The 14,546-nt window shown below is 72.0% G+C and carries 12 protein-coding genes; 10 read left to right on the forward strand and 2 right to left on the reverse strand.

The window, feature by feature from the left end; translation table 11 throughout:
* Positions 1 to 17 precede the first annotated feature (17 nt).
* Genes ACIBK3_RS04235 through ACIBK3_RS04270 form a run of 8 tightly spaced genes read left to right on the forward strand, consistent with a single transcriptional unit; the run spans position 18 to position 9,676 of the window.
* On the forward strand, positions 18 to 743 hold the full coding sequence (locus ACIBK3_RS04235) for a class I SAM-dependent methyltransferase (RefSeq protein WP_399361671.1): 726 nt from the start codon (positions 18 to 20) through the stop codon (positions 741 to 743).
* Complete coding sequence (locus ACIBK3_RS04240) at positions 740 to 4,972, forward strand: alpha-(1->3)-arabinofuranosyltransferase family protein (protein ID WP_399362115.1); 4,233 nt, start codon at positions 740 to 742, stop codon at positions 4,970 to 4,972. The genes ACIBK3_RS04235 and ACIBK3_RS04240 overlap by 4 nt, the downstream gene beginning before the upstream one ends.
* Positions 4,969 to 6,360, forward strand: a complete 1,392-nt coding sequence (locus ACIBK3_RS04245) for a condensation protein (protein ID WP_399361673.1) — start codon at positions 4,969 to 4,971, stop codon at positions 6,358 to 6,360. Before ACIBK3_RS04240 ends, ACIBK3_RS04245 begins: the two co-directional genes overlap by 4 nt.
* Positions 6,357 to 7,100, forward strand: a complete 744-nt coding sequence (locus ACIBK3_RS04250; protein ID WP_399361674.1) for a class I SAM-dependent methyltransferase — start codon at positions 6,357 to 6,359, stop codon at positions 7,098 to 7,100. The genes ACIBK3_RS04245 and ACIBK3_RS04250 overlap by 4 nt, the downstream gene beginning before the upstream one ends.
* Before the next feature lie 24 nt (positions 7,101 to 7,124).
* Positions 7,125 to 8,030: a DMT family transporter gene (locus ACIBK3_RS04255; protein ID WP_399362117.1), complete on the forward strand. Its 906-nt coding sequence runs from the start codon at positions 7,125 to 7,127 to the stop codon at positions 8,028 to 8,030.
* Positions 8,027 to 8,251 (forward strand): Trm112 family protein, encoded by a 225-nt coding sequence (locus tag ACIBK3_RS04260; RefSeq protein WP_399361676.1) that lies wholly within the window; start codon positions 8,027 to 8,029, stop codon positions 8,249 to 8,251. The genes ACIBK3_RS04255 and ACIBK3_RS04260 overlap by 4 nt, the downstream gene beginning before the upstream one ends.
* A complete protein-coding gene (locus tag ACIBK3_RS04265; protein WP_399361678.1) occupies positions 8,248 to 9,093 on the forward strand; it encodes an FkbM family methyltransferase in 846 nt (281 codons plus the stop codon). Before ACIBK3_RS04260 ends, ACIBK3_RS04265 begins: the two co-directional genes overlap by 4 nt.
* Complete coding sequence (locus tag ACIBK3_RS04270) at positions 9,068 to 9,676, forward strand: hypothetical protein (protein WP_399361680.1); 609 nt, start codon at positions 9,068 to 9,070, stop codon at positions 9,674 to 9,676. The genes ACIBK3_RS04265 and ACIBK3_RS04270 overlap by 26 nt, the downstream gene beginning before the upstream one ends.
* Before the next feature lie 112 nt (positions 9,677 to 9,788).
* Here the strand turns inward: ACIBK3_RS04270 and ACIBK3_RS04275 are convergent, their stop codons facing one another.
* Positions 9,789 to 11,498: a protein kinase gene (locus tag ACIBK3_RS04275; RefSeq protein WP_399361682.1), complete on the reverse strand. Its 1,710-nt coding sequence runs from the start codon at positions 11,496 to 11,498 to the stop codon at positions 9,789 to 9,791.
* A 508-nt stretch (positions 11,499 to 12,006) separates the two neighbouring features.
* Here ACIBK3_RS04275 and ACIBK3_RS04280 point away from each other — a divergent pair.
* Complete coding sequence (locus ACIBK3_RS04280) at positions 12,007 to 12,441, forward strand: VOC family protein (RefSeq protein ID WP_399361684.1); 435 nt, start codon at positions 12,007 to 12,009, stop codon at positions 12,439 to 12,441.
* 142 nt (positions 12,442 to 12,583) lie between these two features.
* Here the strand turns inward: ACIBK3_RS04280 and ACIBK3_RS04285 are convergent, their stop codons facing one another.
* Entirely contained in the window at positions 12,584 to 13,402 is an 819-nt protein-coding gene (locus ACIBK3_RS04285; protein WP_399361686.1) for an IclR family transcriptional regulator, read from the reverse strand.
* A gap of 248 nt (positions 13,403 to 13,650) precedes the next feature.
* On the opposite strand from ACIBK3_RS04285, the gene ACIBK3_RS04290 reads away from it, so the two are divergent.
* Complete coding sequence (locus ACIBK3_RS04290) at positions 13,651 to 14,439, forward strand: transporter substrate-binding domain-containing protein (RefSeq protein WP_399361688.1); 789 nt, start codon at positions 13,651 to 13,653, stop codon at positions 14,437 to 14,439.
* The last annotated feature ends 107 nt before the right edge of the window (positions 14,440 to 14,546 follow it).

The following is a 14,546-nucleotide window of genomic DNA, read 5'->3' on the forward strand; positions in this document are numbered from 1 at the left end:
CACCACCGCACGGAGATATGAAGGACCCCTCCCTCAGGCGCTCCCTCGCCCTCTTCCGTGCCTTCCTGCACGAGCAGGACGACCCGGAGGCCTGCTACTCCCTGCTCGCCCGGGACGCGGCCGACCAGGTGGAGGCCTACGACGGTCCGGTCGCCGGCCGTACGGTCGTGGACGTCGGCGGCGGCAGCGGACACTTCACCGAGGAGTTCCGCCGCCGCGGCGCCCACGCCCACCTGTTCGAACCGGACGTCCGGGAGCTGGGCGAGAAGCCGCCGGGCGGAACCGTGATCGCCGACGGGTACCTGCTGCCGCTCTCCGACGGGGTCGCGGACGTCACGTTCTCCTCCAACGTGCTGGAGCACGTGGCCGATCCGCAGACCTTCCTCAGCGAGCTGATCCGGGTGACCCGGCCGGGCGGTCTGATCTACGTGTCGTTCACCAACTGGCTGTCCCCGTGGGGCGGTCACGAGTGGGCGCCCTGGCACTACCTGGGTGCCGAGCGGGCCCGTGCCCGCTACCGGCGCCGTACCGGACGGCCCGCCAAGCACACCCTCGGCGAGAACCTGTTCGCCGTGCACATCGGCCCGACCCTGCGGCAGGTGCGCGCCAGAGACGACGTCCGGGTCGTCTCGGCGCGCTCCCGCTACTGGCCCTTCCTCGCGGAGACCGTCGTCAGAGCCCCCGGGATCCGCGAGGTCGCCACCTGGAACCTCCTCCTCATCCTCCGGCGGTGTCCACCATGACGACGTCCACGGTCCAGACCCCTCCTCCGGCGGCGGTCCCCACCACCGCGATCATGTCGGGCCCTCCCCAGGGCCCGAGGTCACGGCGCTGGCTGCTGGGGTTCTGGGCCGTGGTCTTCGTGCTGTTCCTGGCGGTGCACCCGGGCCGTCAGACCTTCGACACCAAGCTCGGCGTCACCACCGACCCGGGGCGGTTCCTCGCCGATCTGGGCCAGTTGTGGCACGACCAGGGTTCCTTCGGCGGGATCCAGGACCAGTACGTCGGCTACCTGTGGCCGATGCTGCCGTTCTACTGGCTGGGTCACGCCGTGCGGCTGCCGGTGTGGCTGATCGAGCGGCTGTGGCTGTCGCTGATCGTGTCGGTAGCCTTCTGGGGCGCCCTTCGGCTGGCCGAACGCCTGCGTGTGGGCACCGGTGCCTCCCGTCTGCTCGCGGCGGTGGCGTACGCCCTGTGGCCGGTGTTCACCATCGTCGTCGGCTCCACCTCGGCCGCCGCGCTGCCCGGCGCGTTCCTGCCCTGGGTGCTGCTGCCGCTGACCGACGAACGCTTCAGCGCCCGGATCGCCGCCCTGCGCTCAGCGCTGGTCGTCCCCTTCATGGGCGGCGTCAACGCGTCCTCGACGCTGGCGGCGCTGCTCCCGGCCGGTCTCTACCTGCTGTCCCGTCCCCCCGGCCCCAGACAGCGCAAGCTGATCGCCTGGTGGGCGCCGGGCGTGCTGCTGGCGACGGCCTGGTGGTGGATCCCGCTGCTGCTGCTCGGCTTCTACGGCGAGAACTTCCTGCCGTACGTCGAGAACGCGCGGACCACCACCGAGACCATGTCGGCGACGGAGGCCGTGCGCGGCGGCGGGAACTGGGTGGCCTATCTGCACCTGGGAGAGGCCTGGCTGCCGGCGGGCTGGACGGTCGCCTCCTCGGTGATCGTCATCCTGTGCTCGGCCCTCGCGGCCGGACTGGGCCTCGCCGGCCTCGCCCGCCGGGACCTGCCCGAACGCCGCTGGCTGGTGCTGACCGTGCTGACGGCTTCGCTGGTCCTGCTCGCCGGATACGGCGGCGCGTTCGGCGCCCCCTTCCACGGGGCGGTGCAGGACTGGCTGGACGGCGGGCTGGCTCCCTTCCGCAACATCTACAAGTTCCAGGTGGGCCTCGCCCTCGCCCTGGTGCTGGGCCTGGCCCACGTGGTGGGTGTGGCCGGTGAGCAGCGCGGCGCCCGTCGGATCCGGGGCCGCCGGTTCGCACCGCTGATCGCGGCGGTCCTGATCCTGCCCGGCCTCCTGTGGCCGTATCTCAACGGCTCGATCCTGAACCCGGGTTCCTTCCAGGAGCTCCCCAAGTACTGGCAGGCCACCGCCGACTGGCTGCACAAGTACTCCCCCGACTCCCGTGCCCTGGTCGTCCCGGCGACCGCGCACGGCATCTACACCTGGGGCTCCCCCATCGACCAGCCCCTCGACGTGCTCGCCGACTCCCGCTGGGCGCAACGCGACTACGTGCCCTTCGGCACCCCCGGCAACCGGCGCGCCATGGACGCGGTGGAGGGGGCCCTGCTCACCGGCGGCGAGGTCCCGGGACTGACCGACTACCTGAGCCGGGCGGGCGTCTACTACGTCGTCGTCCGCAACGACCTCGACCCGGACCAGATCGGCAACGTGCCGACCTCGACGGTGAAGCGGACCCTGGAACAGTCCGGCTACCAGCGGGTGACGGGCCTCGGCCCGCTGATGACCGGCGGCCGGATCGCCGAGGACACCCCGCTCCAGGTGGAGGGCCTGTACCCGAGGCAGCGGGCGGTGGAGATCTACCGTCCGGCGAGCGAGGACGTCCCGCGTCCGGGGCAGGCCGGGCTGGCCCCGGTCGCCGACACGGCGGTGGTCTCCGGCGGCCCGGAGGCCCTGCTGCCCCTGGCCACCGAGCTGCGGGGCCGGTCGACCGTCCTGACCGGCGACAACCACCCCGGTCTCGGCACTTCCCCGCTCCAGATCGTCGGCGACGGGCTGCGCCGCGCGGACACCCGCTTCGGCCTGGTCAACGCGAACACCTCGTACACGTACACCCGCGACGAACGCAACGCGTCCGGCGCCGCCCAGGACGCCGGTGAGAAACCGCACCAGATCCTGCCGACCGAGGGCGTGGACCACCAGACGGTCGCCGAGTTGCGCGGTGCCCGCTCGGTCACCGCGTCCTCGTACGGCAACTGGCTGTTCCATCTCCCCCAGTTCGACCCGGTGAACGCCTTCGACGGCAATCCGGACACGGCCTGGGCGGAGGGCGTGGCGGGCTCCCCGGACGGCCAGTGGCTGCGGATCGCCTTCACCGACGACGCGTACGACATGCCCTCGTCGTTCAAGGTGACGCCGTTGCCGCAGGAGAGTGTGCGGTCGGCGGCGACCCGGGTGCGGGTGGAGACGGAGAGGGGGTCACGCAGCAGCCTGCTGCGCCCGGACGGCTCCACGCAGAGCATCAAGGCGCCCCCGGGCGAGACGAGCTGGATGAGACTGACGATCACCGACTCGGAGGCCCGGCGCACCGGTCTGGCGGGCGCGGGCTTCTCGGAGATCGACCTGCCGGACGTCCAGGTGACCCGGCTGCTCCGGCTGCCCACGGACGCCGGCGGCACGGACGCCTCGAACGAGATCGTCTCCCTGCACCGCACCGCCGACCCGGCCGGCTTCTCCCCGACGGGCACCGAGGCGGGCCTGCACCGCACCTTCACGACCGCCACCGCGGGCACGTACCGGATCAAGGCGAGCGCGGTCCCGGTGACCGGCGAGGAACTCGACCGGATGCTGTACCGGGTCGCGCCCGATCAGCAGAACCGCATCACGGCGACCGCCGACTCCACGGCGATGCTGGGCGCGGGCCTGTCGGCGCGCAACCTCACGGACGGCGATCTGACCACGGCGTGGATCGCCGGCGACCGCCCGACCATCCATCTGCGCTGGACCGGCAAGCAGCCGGTCGGCGAGATCGTGCTGGCCGCCGCGGGCGGCCTGTCGAGCCGGCCCACCGAGGTGGACATCAGCTCGCCCGACGGCGCGGCGATCGCCGGCGTCGACGCGAACGGGGCGGCCCGCTTCCCGGCGATCACCACGGACCGCCTCGACATCACCATCACCGAGACCGCTCCGATGACCCTGCACAACCCGGTGGCCGACGAGGACCTGCAACTCCCGGTCGGCCTCACGGAGGCGTACCTCCCGGCCCTCGACAGTTACCGCACGCCCCAGCCGAAGCCCACCCGCACCTTCTCCCTGCCGTGCGGGCAGGGCCCGGTGCTCGCGGTGGACGGCGAGCTGTACCGGACGAGCGTGCGGGGACGGATACGCGACCTCACGGAGCGCCGCCCCGTGGAGGTGACGCCCTGTCAGTCGGGTGAGTCGGCGACAGGGCTGGAGCTGTCGGCGGGCTCGCACCGGGTCGAGGCCGGCGACGCCGGCCCCCTGACCCTGACCGACGTGACGCTGACCCGCGGCACGCTGCCGCAGGCGTCATCCGCGAGCCGTGAACTGCGGGTACGGGACTGGCTCGGCGACCGCCGCGAAGCCACCGTCGGCTCCGGCGCGGCCTCCTACATGACGACGTACGAGAACTACAACGACGGTTGGCGAGCCACCCTCGACGGCAAGGAACTCACACCGGTACGGCTGGACGGCTGGCAGCAGGGCTGGCGGATCCCGGCGGGCGCTGGCGGCACGGTCAAGCTGTCCTACGAACCCGCGACCACCTACGACGCCGGCCTGATCGGCAGCGCGGTCGCCCTCGCCGCCCTGCTGGGCCTCGCCCTGTGGCGTCGCAACGCCCCCAACCCGGACGACCCGCAACCCCTGCCGGCCGCGCCCGGCCTGTGGCTCGGCACGGTGGCGCTCACGCTGGTGGGCGCGGTGATCGCCGGCTGGTTCGCCCTGCTGGTCCCGGCCCTGGCCCTGCTCGCGTACCGCCGCCACGCCCTCCTCGTCCCGATCGCGTTCGTCGCCCTCGCGGGGGCGGGCATCGCGGCGGCGACGGGAGCGGGCGAACCGGTGGGCGCTCAGGAGGGCGCGTTCGGGCACGCGGCTCAACTGCTGGCACTGATCGGGTTGTTCGCGGGACTGGTGGGCGTGGCGGAGCCCGGTGACCGAGACCGCGTCCGCGAGGGTGACCGCGCCGCCGGGCCACCACCGGAATCAGAGGCGCCGACCGAGCAACTGCCCCCGGTCGAGGCCGGGAAGGGGAGGCCCGAACCCGTATGACGACCCGTACGCCGACCACGCGCATCCCGTTCCCGGTGGTGGACGAGGTGGCCCGCCACTGCCTCCAGGACGAGGAACCGGAGACGGTCCACATCGAGGTCCACCTGCCGGGCCGGCTGGACCCGGCACGCTTGCGAAAAGCCTTCACGGAGGCGCTGCACCGGCACCCGCGCATCCTCATGCGCCAGGCGCCCGGACGCTGGTACCGACGCCGCTACGAGTGGGAACTGACGGCGGAACCGGACGTGGAGGTGGTGAGCTTCCCGCCCCCGGGAAGGGACGCGCTGCGGGACGCACGGACACGGGCCCTGGTGGAGGCACCGCCGCTGTCGCTGTCGCCGCCGATCCGGCTCGAGGTGGTGGAGGGGGCGGGGTCGGTGGAGGGCAGCGAGGCGAGTGACGTGGTCGGCGCCACCCGTGCGGGGAGCCGGAGCTCGCACGTGGGTTCGCCCACCCGCGCCGGCGGGGTTCCGGTGAGCTGCTCCAAAGGCACCGTCCTCTTCCTGACCATCAACCACACCGCACTCGACGGCCCCGCCTGCCTCCGCGTCCTGGCCACCGCGGCGGAGCTGTACGGCGGCCAGGACAACGCCCCCGCCACACCTCCCGTACGCCCGCCGGAAGCCCCCCAGAACCAGCCCCCCGCCCCCTCCAACTGGTCCCGCCCCGCGAGGGTCGCCCCCGGCTCCCCCGAACCCTCCCCCGGCAACGGCCTGCTGGTCACCGAGCTCCCCCTCCCTCACCGCCCCAAGGGCTCCCCCTACACCGTGAACGACCAGCTCATGGTCACCACGGCCCTCACCCTCACCCACTGGAACAGGGAGCACGGCGCTCCTCCCCGCCCCCTGCGCGTCACCATGCCCGTGGACGACCGCCCACGCGACGCCTCGATGCCCATCGGCAACGGCACCCGCCTGGTGGAAGTCCCCTTCGACCCGGCCGAGTTGGCCCACGCCACCCCCACGGACATGGCCGCACTCCTGCACCGCACGGCGACCCGTACCCGCGCCCTCAAGTCCCTCCCCCGCCCCCAACTCGGCCACGGTGCCTCCCTCCTCACCGCCCCGGTCACCCCCGTGGCCTGGCGGGCGGCCCTCACCCGGGGGCTGCGGAAGGCGGCGGCCCCGTGGACGTCGACGACCCTGCTGAGCAACATCGGCCGGATCCCGTACCCGTTGGACTTCGGTGAGGAGGCCGGCCGCGCGCACGCCGTCTGGTTCTCCGCGCCCGCCCGTATGCCCCGCGGCCTGACCGTCACCACGGCCTCCACGGCCGGCCGCCTCCACCTGGCCCTGCGCTGGTCGCGCTCCCTGCTCGGCCACGGCGACGGAGCCCATCTCCGCGACCTCTTCGAGCACTACCTGCACACCACGGAGGTCGGTCCATGACCACCACCGCCCACCAACCCCCGAAGGAACTGCGGGACTTCTACGAGGATCCCGCCGTCCCGGTCGCCTCCGGCACCCCCCGTTCCCGCCGCCAGGCCCGCATGCTGGCGGCCGCTCTCGGTCCGGGCACCGGCACGCACGCGGCCCGTACCGTGCTCGACATCGGCTGCGGCGACGGCACCGCCGCGGCCACCGCCGCCCCGCTCCTGACCGGCCACCGCGTCATCGGCGTCGACTGGTCCCAGGACGCCCTCAGACGGGCCCGCGCCCACCTGACGTACCCGATCCGCGGCGAACTCACCGGCCCCGGGCTGCCGTTCGCCACCGGCTGCGCCGACGCCGTGCTGTTCAGCGAGGTGATCGAGCACCTCGTCGACCCGGACGCCGCGCTGGACGAGATCCGCCGGGTCCTGCGCCCGGGCGGCCACCTGATGCTGTCCACCCCGAACCTCGCCGCCTGGTACAACCGCGCCCTGCTGCTGGCCGGTGTACAGCCGGTGTTCTCCGAGGTGAGTCTGCGGGCCGTTCACGGCCGGCCGGGGAAGGAGGTCGTGGGGCATCTGCGGCTCTACACCCCGCGCGCCCTGCGGGAGTTCGTCGCCGCCTCCGGCTTCGAGGTCGTACGACTTCAAGGGGCGCCCTTCCACGGCGTACCGCGTCCGCTGCGCCCGCTGGACCGGCTGGCCTGTGCCAGACCGTCCCTCGCGTCGATCCTGCTGCTGCACGCCCGGAAGACGTAGGGGGCGCCGGCGATGTGGTGGGGGGTGGCGGCGGCCCTGCTGGCCAACGTCCTGTACAGCACCGGATTCGTCCTGGAGAAACGGGCGCTCGCGGCGCTGCCCCAGGTGAGCATCCGCCGGCCCGCCCGGCTGCTCGCCCTGGTGCTGCGCAGCCCGCTGTGGATCGGCGGGTCGCTCGCGCTGGCCTCCGGGTTCGGTGCGCAGCTGGCGGTGTACCGGACGCTGCCGATCGCCGCCGCGCAGGGCATCTTCGTCTCCGGTCTTGTGCTGCTCGTGCTGCTGTCCTCGCGGCTGCTCGGCGAGGAGACCACCGGCCGGGAGCGGTACGCGCTGGGCGCGATCCTGCTCGCGCTGCTGATGGTGGTGCTGTCGCTGCGCGAGGACGCCGACCAGGTCAGCCGGCGGGCGCCGTACCCGCTGATCCTGCTGGTGTGCGTGCCGTCGCTGGCGGCGGGCGTGTGGCTGTACAACGCGGCCGAGCGCCGCACCCGGCACCGCCACCGCGCGCCGACGACCGGTGTGGAGTACGGCGTGGCGGTCGGCCTGCTCTACGGCGTCAGCTCGCTCGCCATCAAGGGCGTCTCCAGCTATCTCACGGCGGGCGGACTCGGGGGCGCGATCCTCGGTCTGCTGCGCTCCCCGTACCCGTATCTCCTGGTGTTCACCGGCGCGTTCGGCCTAATCATGTCGCAGGCGGCGCTGCAGCGCTGCCGGGCCTCGCTGATCGTCCCGGTGTGCACGACGGTGACCGCTCTGTTCACGGCGGTGCTCGGCACGCTCTCGTTCGGCGAGGCGCTGCCGCACGAACCGCTCAGACTCGCGCTGCGGCTGGCGGGCGTCGTGCTCGCCGTGGCCGTCCTGCTCGCCATGCCGAAACACGATCCGGCACCCCAACCCCCCATCGGAGCCAAGGAGTTGACTCCACCATGAAACCCGACGACCCGCTGCTGAAGATCCTGGCGTGCCCGCTCGACAAGGGCCCGCTGCACCTCGTCGCACCGGACGGACCGGACCGGGCCGAGCTCCTCTACAACCCGCGGCTGCACCGCCGTTACCCGATCGTGGACGGCATTCCGCAGCTGCTGCCGTCGTCCGGGGAACAGGTGACGGACGACGAACACGAAGCCCTCCTCAAACGGATCACGTCATGACGGGCCCCGCGCGCACCTGGGCCGCCCGGGTGGCCCCGCATCTGCCGAAGCGGCTGGTGGCCGCGGCCGCCCGGGCCGTGTACCCGCGCTTCGAGCCGGAGCTGGCCCGGCTCGCCGACCTGTGCCCCCCGGACTGCGGCACGGCCGTGGACGTCGGCGGCTGGTACGGCCCCTGGACGCGCCGCCTGGCGGGACGGGCCGAGCGGGTGGTGACCGTCGAGCCGGTCCCGCATCTGGCGCGGCTGCTGACCTCGTCGGCCCCGGCGAACGTCCGGGTGGTCCAGGCCGCCGCCTCGGACCGGCCGGGCACGGCCCGGCTGTGGCTGCCGCCGGACGACGCCGGCGACCGGGGCGTGTCCTCGCTGGTCCGCCGGGACATCCACGGCCGCGCACTCGACGTGCGCTGTGTGACCCTGGACGAGCTGGGCCTGCGGGACGTCGGCTTCGTCAAGGTCGACGTGGACGGCAACGAGCTGGCGGTGCTGCGCGGGGCGACCGGCGTCCTGACCCGCGACCGCCCGGCCCTCTTCGTCGAACTGGAGTCCCGTATCCAGCCGATCGCGCCGGTGGTGACGTACCTGTCCCTGGTCGGCTACGACGGCTGGGTGCTGCCCCGCGACACCTGGGTGCCGCTCGCCGACTTCCCGCTGGAGTCCCACCAGTCGACGGCCTCGTACGTCGTCTCCCACGGCCTGCTGCGCCGCGTACTGCCCTTCCGCGACCGTCCCCGGTACGTCAACTCGGTCCTGTTCCTGCCCGACGGCCGCCGTCCCGGCGAGCGGCCGGCCGAGCGGCCGATGCGCCACGATGAACGGCATGCCCTCAGGAAACAGGCCGACTAGCCCTTTCACCCCGCGGGACTTCCAGCTGGTCCTGCTGCGTCGCATGGCCGACCACAACCCCGACCTGGTCGAGGACGCCCGCCGCACCCTGGGCGCCTCGATCACCGACATGCGCGAGGCCAACAAACGCTGGCAGGCGATGCTCCGCTCCCCCCGCGCGCGGGCCGCCGCCTCGCGGTACCGCTCGGTCCTGGGCGAGCCCGAGTCGGTCCTCACCCGCAAGATCGGCGACCTGGAGTGCGAGGCCCGGCTCTGGCCCCTTCCCCTGTGGCCCGACCTCCGCTTCGAGGTGGTCCTCGCCCCGAACGGCGCGGTCTGGAACGAGTGGCTGATCCGCGCCCCGGAAGCCGAGGGCCCTTCGCTGACCACGCTCGACGACCTCACCCCGTGGTCCTGCACGGTCGACGAGGCCGCCCGCGCCTTCGCCCCCGCCCGCCCCCTCCAGGGCACGGCCCCCACCCGCTGGGGCCTGACGTTCACCGCTGCGGACGCCCAGGGCGTACGGCGGGAGGTCGTCGCGGAGTTCACGTGGGGGTTGCTGCAACGGATGGCGGTCGTGGGCCCGGCCCAGAACCACCCGTAGGACAACCGGCACCGCTGTGATCAGCGGGCCTCACCCAACGCCGGCCCCGAATCGGGCGTCACCCTCTGGCGTCGGTTCTCCGCGGGGGCCGGTGAGTTCGCGGGCCGTGTGGTCATTGGAGTTTCCAGGTCTGGTTGTCTCTGCCGTTGCACTCGAAGAGGACCGCACCCGTTCCACTCGCACCCCCGAAAATGTCGACACATTTCTGCGACTGATCAGCCGCCAGTTCCGTACCGGCGAGATGGAACTGCTGGTCGGCGCCCCCGTCGCAGCCGGCCAGTTGGATCTCGGTCCGGTCCTCCGTCGCCCCACCGGCCGCGGTCATGCACTTTCCCGATGAGCGGATGGTGCCATCCGATCGGATCTGCCATTGCTGCACCGCGGAGCCGTCACATGCGGCCTGGAACAACTGTGTCCCCTCGCTCCCGTTGCCGCTGCTCAGGCACTTGCCCGAGGCGGCGACCACGAGGGCACGGCCGAGCGGGGCGGCAGACGTGTCGGGTCCACTCTTGGCGGAGGGGGTTCCGCCGTCCGCGGATTCCGGGAGGGCGGTCTCCCGCGGGGTCCTGGACGTCGCCGGCGGGGCAGCGGACGCCGCAGGCGCGGTGACACGGGAACTCGCGGAGGCTGACGGCGAGGGTGCGGCGGACGCGTCCGGGGACTGCGGCGTGGTGGTATCGCCGGCCACGGGCGGGCTGACCGATGCGCTGGTGCTGTTCTTCTCCGTCGGCGTCACGGGCAGGTCTCGGAGCAACACGGTCGCGATCGATATCGCCGTGACGGCCACGGCGGCAAGTACGACAGGCTTCTTCCACCAGCCCGAGGCCCGCTTCGGCCGCGGGTCCTTCGGAGGGAGCTGCGGGTGTTCCCCGGCCGTCCCGGCAGCGGACACCTCACGCCGTGCGCCGCCCAGGTCCGGTTCGGCATCCAGTTCCGGCTTCGCCGCCGGGGCCGCAGCGTCACCCGCCCCCGCACGGACAGCGGGCGGGGCACCGGCCGAGCCCCCTCCTGCAACCGGTACGCGCAGTAGATTCTCGGCCTCCTCGGCCGAGAGCCGCTCGGCCGGTTTCGCGGCGAGCAGACCCTGGATCAGCGGGGTGAGCCGCCCGGCGCCCCGGACCTCGGGGGCCGGTTCCATGGCGATGGCGTACATCGTCTCCGTCACCGAGTCCCGCAGGAAGGGTGAGCGGCCGTCCACCGCCTGGAAGAGCGTGGCACCCAGCGCCCACAGGTCGGCCTCCGGGCCCGGCGGGGCGCCGACCAGGCGCTCGGGAGCAATGAAGTCGACCGACCCCACCAACTGTCCGGAACGGGTGAGAGCCGAGGCCTCGGAGGCCTGGGCGATGCCGAAGTCGGTGAGAACCACCCGGCCGCCCTGGGCGAGCAGAACATTGGCCGGCTTCACGTCCCGGTGCAGGATCCCGGCCCGGTGCGCCGCCCGCAACGCGGCGATCACCCCACGGCCGATCCTGGCGGCCTCCTCGAGCGGAACCGGACCGTGCGACTCGATCAGGTCACCCAGAGTGATGGACTGCACGTACTCCATGACAATGGCGGGCAGGCCCTCGTCGACCACGACATCGTGGACGACAACAACATTGGGGTGGCTGACTCGCGCGGCGCTACGGGCCTCACGCCGGGTGCGCTCGAAGAGAACAGCGAGTTCGTCGTCATCGAGATGCGGCTGGGGATGGAGCTTCTTGACAGCTACCTGACGGGCCAGGAGATCGTCGTGGGCGCGCCAGACGGTACCCATGCCGCCCCGGCCTATCCGGTCCAGGAGCCGGTACCGCCCCGCGACCAGCCGTCCTTCGTCGGACACCGTGGTTCCCTTCCGCTGTTGCAGGCCCTGACCCGGCCGGCGGCGACACGGGACCCCGTCGGTCAGTGAGCCGGCCAACGCTCCCTCGGCCACCGGCTGTTGAAGAGAGCGCTGTCATTCAAGGGGTGAGCATACGTCTGGGCGAGCACGTGTTCGCGTCGGCCACGCCCACTGTTGTCGCTACCGGACGCCGCTGCGCAAGTACCTGACCGAGCCGGGCGACCACCCACCCGACTCACGGCACATGGCCGTACGCCTGGTGATGGTGGTTCGGCCCGCAGTTTCAGTTCCTCGCCCCTGGCACCGGTGGGTTGCAGGACTTCGGCCGGTTGTCAGTGACCCTTGTACGGCGGGAGGTCGTCGCGGAGTTCACGTGGGGGTTGCTGCAGCGGATGGCGGTCACCGGGTAGAGCGGCAGCCGTGATCGCGACGAGGACCTGCCCGGCGGTCGGGAGGGGTCCTGGGAAAGGGCTACAACTCACCTGCGCGCCGCCTCTACGATGGCCCGATGGCGTCGATCAAGCAGGTCCAAATCACCTTCGACTGCGCGGAACCCGAGCGCGTCGCTCGTTTCTGGTGCGAGGTGCTGGGGTACGTCGTACCGCCGCCTCCGGAGGGGTTTGCCACGTGGGGCGATTTCGACCGTTCTCTGCCGCCTGAGCGTCAGGGTTCGGCGTTCGCCTGCGTTGATCCCTCGGGTGTGGGCCCGCGACTGTTCTTCCAGCGCGTTCCCGAAGGCAAGGTCGTCAAGAACCGGGTGCACCTCGACGTGCGGGTCGGCACCGGGCTCGTGGGGGAAGAGCGCCTGGCCGCCCTCGAGGCCGAGTGCGTACGACTGGTCGCGCTCGGCGCGGTACGCGGGCCACTCCTGCGTGCCGATGGATTCAACGAGTCGTGCCAGGTGATGCAGGACGTCGAGGGCAACGAGTTCTGTCTCGACTGAGTGGCCACGAACGTCGCACCCGAAGGCCGCTGATCCACTGATCCACTGATCCGCCGGCCCGCCGACCCCGGCGCGGCCGGTGGCAGTCGGACGAGGTCCGGCCCATGTGCCCGTCGCCTGCCTTCGTGGACAGAACTCCTGGCTAGGCCGGCCCTTCCCGTTCCGGTACCACTCCCCCGAGGCTCTCCGTGATCGCGCCGGTGGCGGCGACGATGAGGGCGCCGAGTTCCTGGACGCGGTCGCGGGTGACGCGGGCGGCCGGGCCCGAGACGCTGACGGCGGTGGTGACCTCGCCGGTGTGGTCGTGGACGGGGGCGGCCACGCAGCGGATGTCCTGTTCGTTCTCCACGTCGTCGACGGCGTAGCCGCGCCGGCGGATGCGGGCGAGTTCCTCGCGCAGCCGCTCGGGCGTGGTGATCGTGGCCGGGGTGCGGGCGGGCATGCCCGCGGCGATCACCTTCTCGACGACGTCGTCCGGGCTGTGGGCGAGGAACACCTTGCCGGTGGCGGTGCAGTAGGCCGGCTGGCGGTTGCCGATGCGGGAGTGCATCCGGACCGGCTGATTGCTCTCGACCTTGTCGATATAGACGATCTCCGGCGGGTCGAAGGTCACGAGGTGGACGGTCTCACCGCTGTCCGCGGAGAGCCGGTGCAGCACCGGCGAGGTGATCTGCCGGGTGTCGCGCCGCTCCAGGTAGGCCTGGCCGAGCAGCGCGTTCTGGGGGCCGAGACGGTAGCGGCCGGAGTCGGGGTCCTGGTCGACGAGGCGTACGTCCCGCAGCGGGGCGACCAGGCGCAGCACGGTGCTCTTGCTCATCCCGAGGCCGTCGGCGAGGTCGGTCAGCGTGACGCCGTGCGGATGGCCTCGGTCCTCGGCCAGGTACATGAGGATGCCGAGCGCGCGCCGCAGGGAGGAGGAGGCGTTGCGGCGGGCCGGAGGCGTGTCGGGTGCGTCAGTCACATCGGCATCCTAACGTGCTGCATAGCAAAATTCCGTGTTACATATCGAAATCAGCCATTGACGGTCACGAACCCCCGGGGCTAGCTTCAGCGCAAAGTTCTGCGAAATGACGTTTTGCATTGCAGAACACTCCCGCTTCTCTCGGTACCTCCCGAGGTACCCCCTCCCCGATGCGTCACCCTCCCCGAACGGACCCTGCGATGCGACTTCGTCACCGTACCCGCCCTCTGATGATGATTTGTGCCGGTGTGACCGCCGCCGCATTCCTCACCGCCTGCAGCTCCGGCTCCGGCAGTTCGGCCACCAGCGCCCAGAACTCGACCCTCCAGACGGTCATCAAGCGCGGCACGCTGAACGTCGCCAGCTGTCTGACGTTCCCGCCGTTCGGTTCGCTCAGCAAGGACAACAAGCCGCAGGGCTTCGACGTCGACGTGGCCGGCGCGATGGCCAAGGCGCTCGGCGTCAAGGTCAAGGTCGTCGACACGACCTCCGCCAACCGCATCCCCAACCTGCAGACCAAGAAGGTCGACGCGGTGGTCTGCAACTTCACCACCACCGCCGAGCGCGCCAAGCAGGTCGCCTTCAGCGACCCGTACATCGTCGCGGGCGAGGTCCTGCTGGTGAAGAAGGCCAGCGGCATCGCCACGATCAAGGACCTGACCGGCAAGACGGTCGCCGTCACCAAGGGCTCCACCAACGGGGACGCGGTCAAGGCCGGCAACCCCGCCGCGAAGATCCAGGAGTACGACACCTCCTCCGCCGCCGTCCTCGCGGTCAAGCAGGGCCAGGCCGACGCCATGGTCGAGGACTCCAACTTCCTCAACTACCAGGCGAAGGCGGACCCTTCGCTCAAGGTGACCAAGGACTCCGTGGTGCCGCTGGAGTACAACGGCATCGGCGTCCAGCTGGGCGACCCCACCTGGCTGCAGTGGGTCAACACCTGGCTGCGGGAGTTCAACACCTCCGGCGAGGCCAACGCTCTCTACAAGAAGTGGTTCGGCGTCGACCGCGTCTTCCCGCTCAACCCGTCCTACTGAGTTCCGGCTGAGTTCCGGCGGGGGGGGGGGCCCCCGCCCCGGGGGGGCCCCCCCCCCCCCCCCCCCCAGGGGGGGGTGAAAAAACACCCCACAGACGAACGCCCAAC

The sequence above is a fragment of the Streptomyces sp. NPDC050287 genome, from assembly GCF_044459385.1.
Lineage (GTDB): Bacteria > Actinomycetota > Actinomycetes > Streptomycetales > Streptomycetaceae > Streptomyces.

What these genes read in the sequence shown, in the direction of transcription:
- ACIBK3_RS04270 (WP_399361680.1), top strand. Translation starts at nt 9,068, where the DNA reads ATGCCCTCAGGAAACAGGCCGACTAGCCCTTTCACCCCGCGGGACTTC.
- ACIBK3_RS04240 (WP_399362115.1), top strand. Translation starts at nt 740, where the DNA reads ATGACGACGTCCACGGTCCAGACCCCTCCTCCGGCGGCGGTCCCCACC.
- ACIBK3_RS04245 (WP_399361673.1), top strand. Translation starts at nt 4,969, where the DNA reads ATGACGACCCGTACGCCGACCACGCGCATCCCGTTCCCGGTGGTGGAC.
- ACIBK3_RS04260 (WP_399361676.1), top strand. Translation starts at nt 8,027, where the DNA reads ATGAAACCCGACGACCCGCTGCTGAAGATCCTGGCGTGCCCGCTCGAC.
- ACIBK3_RS04280 (WP_399361684.1), top strand. Translation starts at nt 12,007, where the DNA reads ATGGCGTCGATCAAGCAGGTCCAAATCACCTTCGACTGCGCGGAACCC.
- ACIBK3_RS04265 (WP_399361678.1), top strand. Translation starts at nt 8,248, where the DNA reads ATGACGGGCCCCGCGCGCACCTGGGCCGCCCGGGTGGCCCCGCATCTG.
- ACIBK3_RS04235 (WP_399361671.1), top strand. Translation starts at nt 18, where the DNA reads ATGAAGGACCCCTCCCTCAGGCGCTCCCTCGCCCTCTTCCGTGCCTTC.
- ACIBK3_RS04250 (WP_399361674.1), top strand. Translation starts at nt 6,357, where the DNA reads ATGACCACCACCGCCCACCAACCCCCGAAGGAACTGCGGGACTTCTAC.